The sequence below is a fragment of the Acidocella sp. KAb 2-4 genome (assembly GCF_020567705.1).
Taxonomy (GTDB): Bacteria; Pseudomonadota; Alphaproteobacteria; order Acetobacterales; family Acetobacteraceae; genus Acidocella.
In genome coordinates, this window is sequence record NZ_JAJDJU010000021.1 from 1 (window position 1) to 15,582 (window position 15,582).

Annotated in this window: 17 protein-coding genes; 3 read left to right on the forward strand and 14 right to left on the reverse strand. The window is 61.6% G+C overall.

The annotated features are described in order from the left end of the window. The 10 genes from LI953_RS12305 to LI953_RS12350 all read right to left on the reverse strand — a co-directional run. Window positions 1-209: SDR family NAD(P)-dependent oxidoreductase (locus LI953_RS12305; protein ID WP_227076385.1), on the reverse strand; the 209-nt coding region annotated here is incomplete at its 3' end. A 14-nt stretch (window positions 210-223) separates the two neighbouring features. Beyond that, complete coding sequence (locus tag LI953_RS12310; protein WP_227076386.1) at window positions 224-1,207, reverse strand: alpha-ketoacid dehydrogenase subunit beta; 984 nt, start codon at window positions 1,205-1,207, stop codon at window positions 224-226. Between the two features lie 11 nt (window positions 1,208-1,218). After that, window positions 1,219-2,205 carry a thiamine pyrophosphate-dependent dehydrogenase E1 component subunit alpha gene (locus LI953_RS12315; protein ID WP_227076387.1) on the reverse strand — a complete coding sequence of 329 codons (987 nt, stop codon included), beginning with the start codon at window positions 2,203-2,205 and terminating at the stop codon, window positions 1,219-1,221. 23 nt (window positions 2,206-2,228) lie between these two features. Beyond that, on the reverse strand, window positions 2,229-3,377 hold the full coding sequence (locus LI953_RS12320) for an acyl-CoA dehydrogenase family protein (RefSeq protein ID WP_227076388.1): 1,149 nt from the start codon (window positions 3,375-3,377) through the stop codon (window positions 2,229-2,231). Window positions 3,378-3,386: 9 nt separating this feature from the next. Further along, entirely contained in the window at window positions 3,387-4,280 is an 894-nt protein-coding gene (locus tag LI953_RS12325; protein WP_227076389.1) for a CoA ester lyase, read from the reverse strand. Next, window positions 4,277-4,732 carry a MaoC family dehydratase gene (locus LI953_RS12330; protein ID WP_227076390.1) on the reverse strand — a complete coding sequence of 152 codons (456 nt, stop codon included), beginning with the start codon at window positions 4,730-4,732 and terminating at the stop codon, window positions 4,277-4,279. The genes LI953_RS12325 and LI953_RS12330 overlap by 4 nt, the downstream gene beginning before the upstream one ends. Window position 4,733: 1 nt before the next feature. Next, on the reverse strand, window positions 4,734-5,930 hold the full coding sequence (locus LI953_RS12335; protein ID WP_227076391.1) for an acetyl-CoA acetyltransferase: 1,197 nt from the start codon (window positions 5,928-5,930) through the stop codon (window positions 4,734-4,736). A gap of 11 nt (window positions 5,931-5,941) precedes the next feature. After that, entirely contained in the window at window positions 5,942-7,381 is a 1,440-nt protein-coding gene (locus tag LI953_RS12340) for a hydroxymethylglutaryl-CoA synthase family protein (RefSeq protein ID WP_227076392.1), read from the reverse strand. A 20-nt stretch (window positions 7,382-7,401) separates the two neighbouring features. Further along, a complete protein-coding gene (locus LI953_RS12345) occupies window positions 7,402-8,568 on the reverse strand; it encodes an acyl-CoA dehydrogenase family protein (RefSeq protein ID WP_227076393.1) in 1,167 nt (388 codons plus the stop codon). Window positions 8,569-8,668: 100 nt separating this feature from the next. Beyond that, window positions 8,669-9,484: an enoyl-CoA hydratase/isomerase family protein gene (locus LI953_RS12350; protein ID WP_227076394.1), complete on the reverse strand. Its 816-nt coding sequence runs from the start codon at window positions 9,482-9,484 to the stop codon at window positions 8,669-8,671. 247 nt (window positions 9,485-9,731) lie between these two features. On the opposite strand from LI953_RS12350, the gene LI953_RS12355 reads away from it, so the two are divergent. Next, window positions 9,732-10,298 carry a MarR family winged helix-turn-helix transcriptional regulator gene (locus LI953_RS12355; RefSeq protein ID WP_227076395.1) on the forward strand — a complete coding sequence of 189 codons (567 nt, stop codon included), beginning with the start codon at window positions 9,732-9,734 and terminating at the stop codon, window positions 10,296-10,298. Window positions 10,299-10,324: 26 nt separating this feature from the next. Here the strand turns inward: LI953_RS12355 and LI953_RS12360 are convergent, their stop codons facing one another. Beyond that, on the reverse strand, window positions 10,325-11,101 hold the full coding sequence (locus LI953_RS12360) for a hypothetical protein (RefSeq protein ID WP_227076396.1): 777 nt from the start codon (window positions 11,099-11,101) through the stop codon (window positions 10,325-10,327). Window positions 11,102-11,228: 127 nt separating this feature from the next. Between LI953_RS12360 and LI953_RS12365 the strand changes: the two genes are divergently transcribed. Next, window positions 11,229-12,524, forward strand: coding sequence for a hypothetical protein (locus tag LI953_RS12365; protein ID WP_227076397.1), 1,296 nt, complete (start codon window positions 11,229-11,231; stop codon window positions 12,522-12,524). Window positions 12,525-12,531: 7 nt separating this feature from the next. On the opposite strand, the gene LI953_RS12370 is transcribed toward LI953_RS12365, so the two are convergent. The 3 genes from LI953_RS12370 to LI953_RS12380 are packed head-to-tail and all read right to left on the reverse strand — an operon-like array spanning window position 12,532 to window position 14,848. After that, on the reverse strand, window positions 12,532-13,659 hold the full coding sequence (locus LI953_RS12370) for an NADH:flavin oxidoreductase (protein ID WP_227076398.1): 1,128 nt from the start codon (window positions 13,657-13,659) through the stop codon (window positions 12,532-12,534). A 35-nt stretch (window positions 13,660-13,694) separates the two neighbouring features. After that, the gene (locus tag LI953_RS12375) at window positions 13,695-14,012 is read right to left on the reverse strand and encodes a 2Fe-2S iron-sulfur cluster-binding protein (RefSeq protein ID WP_227076399.1); all 318 of its coding nucleotides are present in this window, start codon (window positions 14,010-14,012) and stop codon (window positions 13,695-13,697) included. Between the two features lie 38 nt (window positions 14,013-14,050). Then, window positions 14,051-14,848, reverse strand: coding sequence for an enoyl-CoA hydratase/isomerase family protein (locus LI953_RS12380; protein ID WP_227076400.1), 798 nt, complete (start codon window positions 14,846-14,848; stop codon window positions 14,051-14,053). A 124-nt stretch (window positions 14,849-14,972) separates the two neighbouring features. Between LI953_RS12380 and LI953_RS12385 the strand changes: the two genes are divergently transcribed. Next, complete coding sequence (locus tag LI953_RS12385) at window positions 14,973-15,572, forward strand: nuclear transport factor 2 family protein (RefSeq protein ID WP_227076401.1); 600 nt, start codon at window positions 14,973-14,975, stop codon at window positions 15,570-15,572. Window positions 15,573-15,582: the final 10 nt, after the last annotated feature.

Below are 15,582 nucleotides of genomic sequence, written 5' to 3' on the forward strand. Positions count from 1 at the left end.
GCTTGGCCGGCATGTGCGGGAATGGCTTCCGCCTGCAGCCCCTCGGCGCGCAGCTGGGCACAAACGATGTCGCATGCCTCGGCCTTGCGCGAGGAGATGATGACCCGGGCGCCGGACCGGGCGAGCATAGTTGCCGTCGCCAGCCCAATGCCACGCGTCGATCCGGTAACGATGACGGTTTTGCCAACGAAGGACAGGAAATCCGCCATCTGTCCGCTCCGGGTTAGGCCGTTACGGCCTTGCGAACGGCGGCGGCGATATCCGCCGCCGTGGGCGCGAAGGCGGCTTCCAGCGGCCTTGAGAAGGGCACTGGCGCAAAGGCCCCGCCGAGGCGCTGGACGGGCGCCTTGAGCTTACCCCACAGTTCCTCGCCGATCACCGCCGCGATTTCAGCGCCGATGCCGAATTGCTTCACCGCCTCATGCACCACAACGGCGCGGCCGGTCTTGGCGGCGGAGGCCAGCACGGTGGCGCGGTCCCAGGGGGAGATGGTGCGCAGATCCACGACTTCGAGCGAGATGCCTTCCGTCGCGAGGGTTTTGGCGGCGGCGAGCGCCTCCACCACCATGCGCGAATGCGCTACCACCGTGGCGTCCGTGCCTTCGAGGGCCACCTTGGCTTGGCCCAGCTTCACTTTCTGGAAGCTCACCGGGCCGGGGGTCCAATAGGTTGGCAGGTTTTCGATGAACAGCACCGGATCATCATCCTCGATGGCGGCGCGCATCAGGCCGTAGGCATCGTCCGGATTGGACGGGGCGACGACCTTGATGCCGGCGGTGTGCGCGAACCAGGCTTCCAGATAATCGCTATGCTGGCCGCCGGTGGAAAACCCGACGCCGGTCATCGTGCGGATGACGATCGGCACATTGGTTTGCCCGCCGGACATGAAGCGCAGCTTCGCCGCGTGGTTGGTGATCATGTCCATCGGCACGGCGATGAAGTTCATCAGCATGATCTCCGCCACCGGCCGGTAGCCGCCGAGGGAGGCGCCGATGGCAGCCCCGATGATCGCCTGCTCGGAGATCGGCGTCGAGCGAACGCGTTCGCCAAAGGCCGTGGACAAGCCCTTTGTCACGCCCATCACGCCGCCTTCCTGCTTGTCACCCACCTCTTCACCGAGGACCAGGACCTTCGGGTCGGCCGCCATTGCATCGTGCAACGCTTGGTTGATCGCCTGAACCACATTCAGTTGTTTGACTTCGCTCATTGTTCCGGCCCCTATGCGATCTCTTCGGCGAACACGTCGCGCTTCAGTTCAACGATATCGGGGAAGGGCGCCGCCATCGCGGCGTCAACGGCCTTCTCGATCTCGGCGTCGATGCCAGCCTCTGTCGCCGCAAGATCGGCCTCCGAGGCGATGCCCTCAGCGATGAGCCGGGCGCGCAGCTTTGGCATCGGATCCTTCGCTTGGCACGCGGCGTAAAGCTCTTTGTCCATATAGTGTCCGGCTTCGCCCAGCAAATGGCCGTTAAACCGGAAGGTTACGGCCTCGATCAGCGTCGGCCCCTCGCCGGCGCGCGCGCGGTCAATGGCAATCTTGGCGGCGCCGAACATCGCATCCGGGTCGTTGCCGTCCACCGTCACGCCTGGCATCCCGTACCCGGCGGCGCGAGTGGAAAGCTTATCCACCAGGGTAGAATCCGCAAAACGCGTATGTTCGGCATATTGGTTGTTCTGGCAAACGAAGATCACCGGGAGTTTCCACAGTGCCGCCAGATTCAGTGATTCGTGGAAGGCGCCGATATTCGCGGCACCATCGCCAAAATTAGCGACCGAAACGCGCCCCTTGCCGTCGAGTTTGGCGGCCCAGCCCAGGCCGGTGGCGATCGGCATGGAGGAACCGACGATACCGGTTGTGACCATCATGCCCTTGGAAGGGCAGGTGAGATGCATCGGGCCACCCTTGCCCTTGCACGTGCCACTGACCTTGCCAGCGAGCTCGGCCCACATTTCGCCCAGCGGGAAGCCCTTCGCCAGCATGTCATGAATGCCGCGGTATATCGTGCAGATGTAATCATCATCATCCAAGCTGACGGAAATCGCTGAGGGGATGATCTCCTGCCCGCGCGGGGAGTAATAAGGCATGACCAGCTTTCCAGCTTTCATCATTTTGATGATGCGCTCGTCATTCTGCTTGATCAGCGTCGCCCTTTTATAGATTTCCAGAAGCGTTGCCGCATCTGGTTTCGGATGATTGGACGTCATTATGTCTCTCCCGGATGCAACCCTTAATGGCCTTTCGCGAACAAGTCGCGACTGATAATCTGCTTCATAACCTCAGAAGCGCCGCCAGCGATTCGCGTGATGCGCGCATCGATGAAGGCCCGTGCGATCGGATACTCGCTCATGTATCCGTAGCCGCCGAAGAACTGCAAGCACTCGTTCACGACCTTATTGTGCAGGTCGGTCACCGTCAGCTTTACCTTCGCGGCCTCTACGTGCGAAAGCTCCCCCTTGAGGTGCTGCGCGATGCAGTGATCGGTGAACACGCGCAGCGCCGTGGTTTCGGCCGCAAGCTGCGCCAGCACGAATTGTGTATTCTGAAAATCCGCGATTGTGTGGCCGAACATCTTGCGCTCTCTGGTGTAGTCCACGGTCCACTGGATGGCGGCCTCGGCAACGCAAATGCTGCGAACGGCCTGCGTCAGGCGCTCTTGCGCCAGCTTGGTCATCAGCATCTTGAAGCCGTCGCCTTCACCGCCCAGGCGGTTGGCAACCGGTACACGCAAATCCTGGAAGAACAACTCGGAGGTATCCTGAGCTTTCAGACCGATCTTCTCCAAATTGCGTCCGCGTGTAAAGCCGGGCCGGTCCGCCTCGGTGAGTACGATGCTGACGCCCTTGGCGCCAGCGGCCGGATCGGTCTTGCAGGCGAGCAGGATGAAGTCGCAATTCTGGCCGTTGGAGATGTAGGTCTTTTGCCCGTTGACGACGTAGTCGTCGCCATCGCGCAGCGCGCGCGTGCGCAACTCCTTGAGGTCGCTGCCGGCCCCCGGCTCGGTCATCGCCACCGCGCCGATCGCATCGCCGGAGACCATTTTCGGCAGCCATTTATGTTTCAGCTCCTCGGAACCCCAGGCGCGGATATAGGGCGCGACCATCTCGGAATGCACCATGAACCCGGGGCCGGTCATACCGGCCTTGGCCAGTTCCTCGATGACCACGACATTGTACAGCCAGTCGGCACCCGCGCCGCCATATTCTTCGGGCGTATCGCAGCAGAGCAGCCCGGCCTCGCCGGCCTTGCGCCAGACTTCGCGCGGCACGCGCTTCTCCTGCTCCCATTGCGCGTGATACGGAACCAACTCAGTGGTGACGAAAGCTCGTACCGTATCGCGGAAAATCTCGTGGTCGGAAGAGAACAGCGTGCGTTTCATGTGGACAACCTAGCGGTGATAGGCCTGGGCAAGAGCGAGCACACCCTGCGCCTGCTTCAGGTGGGGAATATCGAGCATCTTGCCGTCGAGGCCGACCGTGCCCGCATCCGGGTTGGCGGCGAACGCATCGACGACGCGGCGTGCGAACGCGATTTCCTCTTCGGAGGGCGCGAAGGATTCGTTGATGATGTCGACCTGCGCCGGATGGATGGCCACACGGCCGGAAAACCCTTCGGCACGCGCAGCCCGGCAGGATGCGCGCAACCCCTCCGGGTCCCGGAAATCGACATAGAGCGTGTCCACAGCCTCAACCCCCGCGGCATGGGCGCCGAGCAGCATCCAGGAGCGGACGATTTTGTAGGTCAGCGCCCATTGGCCGGTTGCCGGGTCAAGATTGGTGCTGGCCCTGATCGCGGAACTCAGATCCTCAGCCCCCCAGGTCAGGCCATAAAGGCGCTTGAGCCCGGCATCGGCATAGGCGCCGAGCGTGAAGGGGGCGGGCGCCGTCTCGGTCGCAACCGGCAAAATTTTCGTCGAGCCGAGCGGTAATCCTGCGGCGATTTCGAAAGCATCTAGATAATGGCTGACGATGCGCACACAGTCAGGCCCATTCACTTTCGGCAGCATCAGCCCATCCGGCCCGCCGGCCATGATGGCGGCCAGGTCCGTCAGCGTCATGTCCGTATCCAACGGGTTCACACGCACCCAGAGTTGAGATTTACGTGTCCCGCGCGGCCGTTGCTTGAGGAAGGACGGAATCAGCTCGCGCGCCGCTGCTTTTCGAGACGGCGCCACGGAGTCTTCAAGATCAAGGATCAGCGCGTCGGCGCCGGTGGCGTCTGCCTTGCCCAGCTTCTTCTCGCTATCGCCGGGAATGAAGAGGAAGGAGCGGAGCGCGGTCATGCGGCGGGCTTTTTCAGCTGCAGGCCGGAACGTTTACACGAGGCCACCAACTCATCGCGCTGATTGTAACCACGATGAATGAAGGTGACGATGCCCGCATCCGGACGCGACTTGCTGTCGCGCAGCTCGAAGACCTCGGTTTCCACGCGGATCGTGTCGCCGTGGAACACTGGCTTGGGGAAGCGCACCTCGTCCCAGCCGAGATTGGCGACGGCGGTGCCAAGCGTGGTGTCGCCCACCGAGATGCCGACGACAAGGCCTAGAGTGAAGGCGGAGTTGACCAGGCGCTGACCATAGGGCGTGCCCTTCATATACTCCTCGTCCAGGTGCAGCAGCGCCGGATTATGGGTCATGCAGGTGAACAGGACATTGTCCGCCTCGGTTACCGTGCGGCGGATCGGGTGCTTGAAAATCTGCCCAACGTGAAGCTCATCAAACCACAAACCAGCCATGTTACATCAACCCCAGAATGGAAATTGCCGCGATGCCCTGATACGGCACGCCACCGAGATTATGGGTGAGGCCGATCGAGGGAGCCTTGAGCTGCCGCGCGCCGGCGCGCCCAAGCAGCTGACTATAGATCTCGTACGCCATGCGCAGGCCGGAGGCGCCGATAGGATGGCCGAAGCATTTCAGCCCGCCATCGATCTGGCACGGGACCTTGCCTGTCGCGTCGTACACACCGTCCAGGATGTCTTTCACGGCCTCGCCATCATTGGAGAGGAAGAGATCTTCCATGGTCACGAGTTCGGTGATCGAGAAGCAGTCATGCACCTCGGTCAGGGAGAGTTGCTCGCGCGGGTTGGTGATGCCGGCTTCCTTATAGGCTCGGATCGCGGCGTTGCGGGTGTTGCGCACATAAGAGCCGTCCCAGTCGCTCATCGTCGTTTCCTGGCCGGAGCTGATGGAGAGCTGCAGCGCCTTAATGGAAACGAGCTCCTTCTTGCCGAGCGCTCTCGCGATTTCCGGTGTGGTGACGATCGCGCAGGCGGAACCATCGGACACGCCGGAACAATCGAACAGGCCCAACGGATCGGAGATCATCGGCGCGTTCATGATGGTCTCCATCGGCACAGCCTTGCGGAAATGCGCCTTCGGGCTGTTGACGCCGTTCTGGTGGCTCTTCCATGAGACATGGCTGATCGCGCGTTTCAGATCCTCGCGCGAGGTGCCGTATCTGGCGCGGTAGCCGTCAGCGAGCTGGGCGAAGCCGGCGGGTGCGGAGCTCATCGGCATCCACAAATCGTTGAACGTGCCTTTGAACGGTGGCGGCAACCCGCCATAGCCGGTGTCCTTTAGTTTCTCGGCGCCGATGGCGAGCGCGATGTCCACCGCGCCGGAGGCCACGGCATAGGCCGCGCCGCGCAGCGCCTCGGTGCCGGTCGCGCACATATTTTCCACACGCGAGAATGGGATGCCATCGAGGCGCAGCGCCGTCGAGGCAGGGATGGCGGAGTTGCCGACATTCACCGAATCGAAGCAGGAGCCAAGCCATGCGGCGTCGATCTGCTTACGCTCGATCCCGGCATCCGCCAGCGCCTCTTGGAACGCTTCATTCATCAGATCGCCTTCACCCGCATCCCAGCGCTCGCCAAATTTCGAGCAGCCCATGCCGAGAATCGTAACCTTGTCTTTGATACCTGTCGCCATGGTCCTGCTCCTTACGCCGTAGTCACGGGAGTGGATTTCCAGAAATAGCGGTTATAGCCGCGGGCACGGTCGCGTTCCTTGATACGGAACACCATGCGCAGCTTGTCGCCGCGAGAGATGCCGCCAGGGCCGACATCCACCATTTCCATGAGCGTGCGCGCACCGTTTTCGAACTGTACGAAGCCGCAATAGAGCGGAGGAGCTGGATGGTAGGAGAGCCAGTCGGCGGTGCTGGTGAGGACGTTTGCCGGCGCGTCGCACAGTGGCAACTGGGTAAATTGCTGGCGCGGCGCCTGGCATTTCACGCAGGATTGCAACTGCGGAAATTGTACCGTGCCGCAGGCTTGGCATTGCCCAGCCACGAACCCTTCCATCTGGTCAGAGGAGCGGAACTGCTCGGTCAGCTGCGTCTTCCCGCTCTTTTCCGCGCGCATGCCCCACTCCAGCTCGATGCCATCGTAGAAGGAGAGCATGCGCAGATAGGAATCCGTCATCAGCCCATCGGCGATACAACCGGAGACGCCGCGGCGCTTGGGCAGCGCGTTGATGGCGTCTGTCACCTCGAAGATCAGCGCGTCCGCGCCCTGGCCAAAGCCGATGAGAAGAATCTTCTCCTCAGGTTTTGCGGTTTCCAGCACACTTGCCAGCATGAGTGGCGCGTGCGCGGTGCCGGCATAGCCGACGCCATTCTCCAACCCCGGCACGATGGTCCCGGCGAATTTCACCGCCTTGGCCACCGCATCCGCTGCGCCCTTGAACAAAGACGGCATCGCGAAATAGGTGATGTCCTCGATTTCGAGGCCGGCTTTGGCCAGCGCGTACTTAATGGCGCCCGGGGTCTCCTTGGCGTAACCCTCGTCGCGGATCCAGCGCTCCTCCCAGAAATAGTCGTATTTCTGCCCGGCGGCACGGAAATGGTCGATGAATGTGTCGGTGACGCTGGCGGCGCCCAGCAGCTTGGCGATAACGCCGGTGCTGCCCAGCGTGAAGGCGGCGGCCCCGGCGCCGTAGCTCAGCTCTTGCGTCGAGGCGGGTTTGGTCACGGGTGCGTCGGAGGCAATCACTAAAGCCGATTCACCGGCTTTCAGGGCTTGCAGCAGGGTGGACGTGCCAGCGCGCTGGGAATTGCCGCTGTCGCTGCTGGCGAGCCCGGCGGGAGCGCGCAGCGCCCCGGCGATGATGGCTGAAGCCGGCAGGTCGGCGTAGGGCGAGGTGGTCGAGGCAACGTAGAGCGTGCCAAAGGCATCGATGGAGGTGCCGGTGAGGGCATCGCGCGCGGCTTCGACGGCCATGGTCACCGCATCCTCGTCCCAGGAGGTGAAGGCGCGGCTGCCTTTGGCTTGGGCCTTCAGCGAAGGCGCCATCCATTTATGCGCCTCTGCGATGGTGTCGCGGTCGATGCGCAGCCTGGGCACATAGGCGCCATAACCGGTGATTCCGAATTCGCTCATATCGTCTCGTCCTTGCCGTCTCAGTATGACTTCGGAAGGTCGAGGACCTTCTCGGCGATGAAGCTCAGGATCATCTGCTCTGTGATGGGGGCAATGCGCAGCAGGATCGATTCACGGAACAGCCGCTCAACCTGGTATTCGGTGGAATAGCCCATACCGCCATGCGTCATTACCGCGCGCGTGCAGGCCTCGAAGGCAGCGCGGCCGCCGAGGAATTTCCCGGCATTGGCCTCGGCGCCGCAGGGCTGCCCGGCATCATAGAGCCCGGCGGCGCGCATGATCATCCAATAGGCCGATTCCAGATAGGCCCAGTTCTCGGCCAGCGGATGCTGGATGCCTTGATTCTGGCCGATGAGCCGGCCGAAAACCTTGCGCTCGCGGGCGTAGTTCGAGGCGCGGGCTAGGGCGCCCCGGCCGAGGCCGACAGCCTCGATGCCGACAAGGATCCGCTCCGGGTTGAGGCTGTGCAGGATGTAGTGGAAGCCCTTGCCTTCCTCACCGATCCGGTCGCGATCGGGGATGAAATAATCGTCGATGAAGGTGGCGTTGGAGTCGACCGCGTTGCGGCCCATCTTGGGAATGCGCCGGACCTCGATCTTGGTCTTGTCGAGATCGGTATAGAACAACGTCATGCCGTCAGTCGGGCGCTTGCAGTCCTCCTTCGGGGTGGTGCGGGTGAGCAGGATGATCTTATTCGCCACCTGGCCCGAGGAAGTCCAGATCTTGCGCCCGGTGACGCGGTAGCCGCCCTCCACCTTGCGCGCGAAGGTCGTGATGCTGGTGGTGTCAAGGCCGGCATCCGGTTCGGTCACGCCGAAGCAGGCGCGGTCCGTGCCTTTGATCAGCGGGGTGAGCATGCGTTCCTTCTGTTCCGGTGTGCCAAACACAACCACGGCATGCGGCCCGAACAGGTTAAGGTGCAGCGCCGAGGCAGCGGAATAGCCGCCAGCGGAGCAGGCAACCTCATGCATCATGATCGCTGCCTCAGTCACACCGAGATTAGCGCCGCCAAACTCCTCCGGCATGGTGATGCCGAGCCAGCCATTATCAGCCATCGCGCGGTGGAATTCGAACGGGAAACGCTTCTCCTGGTCGCAATCCGACCAGTACTTGTCGTCAAACCCGTCGCAAATCTGCTTCACCCCGTCCCGGATTGCGTCTTGTTCCTTCGTGTAACGGATATCCACTTGGTCCTCCGAATGCTGAGCCTGCGGGCAGCGAGTCTAAAAAAGATACATGCACACCGTATGTATGCATAATGTATGGGCTGATCGATATGGCAAGATCTCAGCCACCTCTTGCCGATGGGAATTCAGGCGCGCGTTTCTCCAAGAAGGCGCTCACACCCTCGGCGAAATCCGCATCAGCCACGGAATCGGCGATGGCATCGCGTTCCGCCTGCATTTGTTCCCGCAGCGGGCGCTGCGTAGCGCCGTGAAGCAAGCGTTTGGCCCGGCGAATCACGTGCTGCGGCGCGGCGGCGAAACGATGCGCGATTTTCAGCGCCTCGTCCTGTAATGATTCTGCGGGTACGAGACGGCTCACCAGCCCCAGGCGCAGAGCTTCATCGGCCTTCACGCTGGCGGCGGTGAGCACGAGTTCCACCGCCTTGCGCTCACCGACCGCACGCGGGAGCAGCGCGCTCACGCCACCATCCGGCGTTAGCCCCACACGCTGATGGGAGAAAAGGAAATTCACAGTTTCATCGGCTAGAACGATATCCGCACCCAGCGCGTAGGTCATACCGGCACCGGCTACCGCCCCTTGACAGGCCGCGATAATCGGCAAATCGAGCGCGGTGAAGCTTTCGATCAACCCGACTACGCGATCCAACCGTGCTCGGTAATCCTCCCGCCTCTGTTCCGGTGGTGCGGCCAGTGTTTCGTGGAAATTGCGGACATCACCGCCGGCCGAGAAAATCTTGCCCTCTCCGCGGATGAGCAGCACGCGGACGGCTGGATCCGTGGCGGCGGATTGGAACAACGACGTCAGCACCGGCACGGCGGCAGAGGGTATCGCATTGCCGACTGCTGGACGGTTGAAGGTGACGGTGAGAACGCCGTCATTAGTTTCAGCAATGAAGCCGGTTTCCTCGGAGGCCAATTTGGATCTTCCTGCTGCTGGTGTTATAGACTATGATAAGCATGCGCACGACATGCTGTCCAGTACCTAATCGCAGGTTCGCGCCTAAGGCTGCTTGGGGCAGGGGGAATTAATCGTGCAAAATAAAAGCTCAAGCGGAGGATGGCCTAAACATTTTGCTGGGCAATTATCGTACATTACATTACAGTGTGTGACTGCGCGGCAAAGTTGTCGCGCTGAGGCCGCAAAAAAAGACTGGGTTACGCGATTGGACAACACGGAAGTAAAAATGTCTTCAACGGAAGCTGACGGCACGAAGCCGCGGCCATCGGCCAAGCCCTTCCGGTTCGGATATCTCGTTCATGATGTTTCGCGCATCCGCCGCACGGTCATGGACCAAGTGTTTCGTCCGCTGGGGGTGACGAGGTCGCAATGGTCGATTCTTACGACGCTCTCGCGCGGCGGAAACGACGGAATGACGCAGGTAGATCTGGCAAGGTTGCTTGAGGTGGGCAAGGTGACGGTCGGCGGCCTCGTGGATCGGCTGGAGGCGACAGGGCATGTTGAGCGCCGGGCTGATGCGTCCGACCGCAGGATCAAGCGGGTTTTTATCACCAAGCAGGGCTATGATGTTCTTCAGCAAATGATCGACGTCGCCACCAAGCTGAACGAGCGAACTTTAAGTAATGTTTCGCGTGAGGATCGATTAATCTGCGAAGATGTCCTGTTCAAGGTCAAGCAGAACCTGAAGGAAGTCCTGAAGGAAACCAGCTTGAACTGGCAGGAGGAGTTTGGCAGCCAGCTGGGCGATACGGATTATCGCAACCAACCGTGACGGCGGATCAGATAATCGTTTGGCCGTCACGTCGCTGACATGTTTAACAATCTCAGCAGTTCAGGTGGAAAAGAGGAATAAACCCGATCGCCTAGCTGGTTTCGGGCGGCATGGACGCGCGACGCCTCGTCGCTGGTCGGATTCCGCGCCGCCTCAGACGTCAGGCGAGGCATGATCGGTGTGTAGCAACCGCATAGTGTTGGCCAGGGGAGAGGGTTGGCGGCGTCCAACGCCGTCCAGGCTTGCAATGACGCCGGCGGATCGGTCGTCCGATACAGGACCAAGAAATGCGAGTCCGGGTTGGGCTTAAGCATCTGCTCGGCGGCGATGCGCGAGAATACGCCCTCGGTGACACCCGGCAGGTGCATGATCTGAGTGAACCGCGTCTCAATGTAAAAGCTTGTAAAATCAGAGGCTTCCGCGTCGAAAGTGATGCGCTCGACAATCACGTCGCTGTTGCCGCTCCGGTCTGTAACCTTGGCCCTGGCGGCCAATGGCTCATAATAGGCCTCGCGCATGTCGTCGAAGCGGAAGGAGTCGCTGATCGGCATGGTTGGCGTAAAAACGTCGGCATGACCTTCCGTGAAGCCTTTATGCGCGTCCGCCTCGTAGATGGCGAGATACTGGTGCGCGGGGGCGGGCCGGCCAGGAAATTGTGCGGCGCTGAGCCTGAAGCGCTGTACGGCGATCGCCCCCGGGCTCAGCCGCATAACGTCACGTACATGCACATAGCTGTACCAGTCATTGAACTCATCGTCGCGGCCATCATGTGGGTTGGAGAGTACTACCAGCAATTGTTCCAATGAACGTCCTCCGGTTGTTCGCGTCCGGGCGCTCAAAAATACGCCGGTCGGCTGCGATAAAAATATACAAATAGATGATAATCTAGCATATGATTAATTGAGCTGATTTAGGGGAGAAAGAAAAGCCGTGAGCACTGAGATCCCCCATGCCGTGACCGGCGACATGCTCGGCATGGCTTTTCCGCCGACGATCGAGCGGTTGTTGGAGCACGGCCCTGCCTTCCTTACGGCTGCCTTCCGCCGCACTGGGGCGATAGCGCCCGATAACGAGGTGACGGCCGTGACCGGCGCGAGAGAGTTTTTCGGCGGCGGCATGGGGCGGAAGTTGTTGCTCGACGTCTCGTACCGGCTTCCTGGGCCGCTAACCGAGTTATTCGTTAAATTCCCGCGTGATTTCGGAGACCCTCTGCGCCCCCTGTTCGGGCCGTTAATGGAGCCGGAGGTGCGTTTTGCCCTGCTTTCCCGCCAGCCGGCGTTCCCCATCCGCGTGCCGGAATGCTATTTCGCCGACTATAACGCCGACACGACGAGCGGCATATTGATCACCGAGCGGATCGCCTATGGCCGGGGACCGGTTGAACCGGCACATGATAAATGCCTGGATTACCAGCTTGCCGCGCCCCTCGAACATTACCGTGCGCTCACGGAAACCATGGCGAGGCTCGCCGCCGGGCATAAGGCCGGTCGCTTGGGCGCGGATGTTTCGGCGCAATTTCCATTCCACCCCGGCCGGCTCGATATGGGCAGCCGTATCCCTTACACATCCGCGCAGCTTGCCGAGAAGCTGGCCAAATTGCGGGAGTTCGCCGCGGCTATGCCGCAGCTGTTTCAGGATGGTCTGGGGGATGCGGCGTTCCTGGCGGACGTCGCGGAAGCGGCGCCGCTGGTGCTTGAGCAGGAGCAAGCCATCCGCGACTATCTGGACGCGGACATGGATTATGTCGCGCTCTGCCACTGGAACATGAACCTGGACAACGCCTGGTTCGAGCGTAATGCGGAGGGGCTAAGCGCCGGGCTGCTCGATTGGGGCTGTGTCGGCCAGATGAACCTCGCGCAGGCGTTTTACGGAATGACCTGCGCGGCGGAAACTTCTTTCCTTGCCCAACACCGCGCGGCGTTGCTGGGGAGCTTCGTCGAACGCTACCGTGCCTATGGCGGGCCTGAACTCTCGCTTGAGAAGCTGGCTTTCATGCTCAAGCTCGCGGTGGCGGTGCTGGGCATCGCGTGGATCCTGGATGTCCCGTCGTTGGTTGAGGCGCATGTGCCCGATCTCGCTTCTGTGAAGGACCGCCACGACCCGCGTCTGCGGGATGTGTTTCTTGCCCGTGCGCAATTACAGCTGCTCATGGTGTTCCTGCACGAGTGGCGCGCGGGAAACCTGCCGGCGGCGGTGGAAGCGCTCGCCGCGGGCAGGGCGCCGTAAACGCCGCTCAGGAGAGCGAGGCGAGCGAAGCCGCGCTGTAGGGCTGCAACTCGGCATAAGCGCCGCGCTGTAGTTTGCGCACCCATTGCGGATCGACGAGCAATGCGCGTCCCACAGCCACCAGATCGAAATCGCCGCGGCCGAGCATCTCCATCAGCTTATCGAACTTGCCCAGCGTGGTCGGTACGGGGGAGAACAGCGTCTCCAGCATTTCCTGCTCGATGCCGACCGAGCCGACGGTGATGCTCGGCTTGCCGGTGATCTTTTTCGCCCAGCCTGCCAAGTTCAGGTCGCTCCCCTCGAATTCCGGCAGCCAGAACCTGCGCTGGGAGGCATGGAAGATATCGACGCCGGCATCCGCCAACGGCTCCAGCAAGCTTGCCAGCTCCCGCGGCGTTTGTGCCAGCTTGGCGTTGTAGTCCTGCAGCTTCCATTGCGAGAAGCGCAGCACGATGGGGAAATCCGGCCCCACTTTGGCGCGGCAGGCGCGGATCAGCTCGATACCGAAGCGGGCGCGGTCTGCCAGCTTCGGGCCACCCCAACGATCCGCTCGCTTGTTGGTTTCGTGCCAGAAAAACTGATCGACCATGTAGCCATGCGCACCGTGAATCTCGACACCGTCGAAGCCCAGCGCCTTCGCGGTCTCGGCGCCCTTGGCATAGGCGTCGATCAGTTCCACCACTTGCGCGTCAGTCATCGGCTCTGCCACTTTCTCCCCGGCTGTCACATAGCCAGAGGGGCTGACCTTCGCGGCAAAATCCTCCGGTACGGCTTCGTACAGGTTTTCCACCACGGGGCGGCGGGTCAGACCGGTGTGCCAGAGCTGTGGCATGATCTTGCCGCCCGCTGCATGCACTTCGGCGACGACACGCCGCCAGCCGGCCAGCGCGTCCTCGCCATAGAAGCGTGGGGCGTTCTCCTCGTTGGAGGCGGCGGGATGCGGGATCCAGGTGCCCTCGGTCATGATCAGTCCGACACCGCCTTCGGCGCGGCGGCGGTAATAGGCCGCGACGTTTTCACCAGGCACGCCGCCAGGAGAGAAGCAGCGTGTCATCGGCGCCATGACGATGCGACTCGCCAAATGCAGCGGGCCATGGGTGAAAGGCGTGAACAGCCCTGACAAATCGTATGCCATAACGTTCCCTTGGTTGATGGATTGTATGGGCCGGATCAGTCCTCCGGCGCGATGGTCACCTTCATCCCGGACATCTCGTCCGTCAGCTTGATCTGGCAGGACAGGCGGGAGGTCTCATTGCGGTGGTCGGATGCGTCCAGCAACTCGTTTTCATCCGGGCTCGCCGGAAGCATGGTGCCGGCGCAGGCAGGGTCGATATAGACATGGCAGGTGGCACAGGAGCAGCAACCGCCGCACAGGGCCAGCAATTCATCGAAACCACTATCACGCAACGCCTCCATCAAGGAAATCCCGGTCGGGGCAGTGATGGACGTGGTTGTTCCGGCGCGGTTGGTGACGATAATCTCAGGCATGAAAGACATTCTCCTCGGGATGCTTATGAAACCAGCGGTTAAACGCCCTTGAAGTCGGGGCGGCGCCGTTCCAGAAAGGCGGTGACGCCCTCGTGGAAATCCGCGGTGTGCTTGCTAAGCCCCTCATAGGCGGCACCGGCTTCGAACAGCGTGGGCAACATCTGCCGCAGGGGGATATTCGCGGTCATCTTGGTGTAGCGAATGGCGCTCTGCGCGCCGCGGGACAGACGCTCGGCATATTTATTGACATAGGCGTCGAACTCCGCCGCCGGAATGGCGAAGGTGATCAGCCCCAGCCGCTCCGCTTCCACGGCGGTCAGCGCCTCGCCCGTCAGCAGGTAGTGCTTGGCCTTGGCGTAGCCGATGAGCTGCGGCCAGATCATCGCGCCGCCATCACCAGCGCTGAGCCCGATTTTCACATGCGGGTCCGCGAAGCGGGCGGTGTCCACAGCGATAACGATGTCACAGAGCAAGGCGATGGAGGCGCCGAAGCCCATGGCGTCACCATTCACGCGGGCGATGACCGGCTTCGGGCAATCCAGCAAGGTCTGCACAATCCGCTTCATGATCCGCACCTCGGTGACAAAGGGCGGCAGGCCTTGGTCGATCTCCTGCCGCAGCCATTTCAGGTCCCCACCGGCGCAGAAGGCTTGGCCGGCGCCGGTCAGTACGATCACGTCGCTATCCTTGTCATCCGTGGCATCGTCGAAAACGCGGGACATCTCCTCGTGCAATTCGTGGGTGACGGCGTTGAGCTGGTCCGGAAGATTCATGGTAATGGTGAGAATGCGCCCCTCACGCGAGAAACGCAGGGTTTTATAGCGGCTTTGGTCCATGACTTCTCTCCCTCGGACAGATCTTTGACGTTTGTAGGCTGGGGCGGCTGATGCCAGCCAGCCCGGTGGGCTTCCACTTGGTTACTTTACATATCATAATACAGCAAACGGAATAGGAGGGGAAATGCGAGACGACATGGCGCGGCTGCGTGCGGCGGCTGACCGGCAGGAAATCGAGCAGCAGATCCGGCGCTATTGCCGCGCGATCGACCGGCTGGACGTGGAGTTGCTGCGCAGCCTGTATCATCCGGACGGAGTCGATCTGCACGGCAGCTTCGAGGGCAATGCCCATGAATTCGCGGATTTCATCATGGTCCGGCTGAAGCGGCTGACAACCTATGGCTTCCATACCATCACCCAGTCGATCATCGACGTGGATGGGGATGCGGCGGCGGCGGAATCCACCTATGTCGCCTATCATCGTATCGCGCCGGGCTGGGAGCCGGTCAGCACGTTTTTCGGTGAAGGCTACGCGGCGGCCGCGCGCGCGGCGGGTACGCTGGACCGCGAGCATGAAAATAGTTGCGGCGGACGATATCTCGATCGGTTCGAGCGCCGGGCGGATGGGGTATGGCGGATCAAGCGGCGCCGCATCACCAATGAGTGGAACCGCAACGGCGTGACCACTCATCTCTATGCCGAGGGAGAACTCGCGAATTATAATCTGCCCGGCGCGCGTGACCGCAGCGACCCGGTATACGAGATCTTGCTCAACGGACGCTAAGGAGGACCTA

Coding starts and splice junctions, on each gene's coding strand:
- LI953_RS12310 (WP_227076386.1), bottom strand. CDS start 1,207: ATGAGCGAAGTCAAACAACTGAATGTGGTTCAGGCGATCAACCAAGCG.
- LI953_RS12315 (WP_227076387.1), bottom strand. CDS start 2,205: ATGACGTCCAATCATCCGAAACCAGATGCGGCAACGCTTCTGGAAATC.
- LI953_RS12320 (WP_227076388.1), bottom strand. CDS start 3,377: ATGAAACGCACGCTGTTCTCTTCCGACCACGAGATTTTCCGCGATACG.
- LI953_RS12325 (WP_227076389.1), bottom strand. CDS start 4,280: ATGACCGCGCTCCGCTCCTTCCTCTTCATTCCCGGCGATAGCGAGAAG.
- LI953_RS12330 (WP_227076390.1), bottom strand. CDS start 4,732: ATGGCTGGTTTGTGGTTTGATGAGCTTCACGTTGGGCAGATTTTCAAG.
- LI953_RS12335 (WP_227076391.1), bottom strand. CDS start 5,930: ATGGCGACAGGTATCAAAGACAAGGTTACGATTCTCGGCATGGGCTGC.
- LI953_RS12340 (WP_227076392.1), bottom strand. CDS start 7,381: ATGAGCGAATTCGGAATCACCGGTTATGGCGCCTATGTGCCCAGGCTG.
- LI953_RS12370 (WP_227076398.1), bottom strand. CDS start 13,659: ATGGCATACGATTTGTCAGGGCTGTTCACGCCTTTCACCCATGGCCCG.
- LI953_RS12375 (WP_227076399.1), bottom strand. CDS start 14,012: ATGCCTGAGATTATCGTCACCAACCGCGCCGGAACAACCACGTCCATC.
- LI953_RS12380 (WP_227076400.1), bottom strand. CDS start 14,848: ATGGACCAAAGCCGCTATAAAACCCTGCGTTTCTCGCGTGAGGGGCGC.
- LI953_RS12385 (WP_227076401.1), top strand. CDS start 14,973: ATGCGAGACGACATGGCGCGGCTGCGTGCGGCGGCTGACCGGCAGGAA.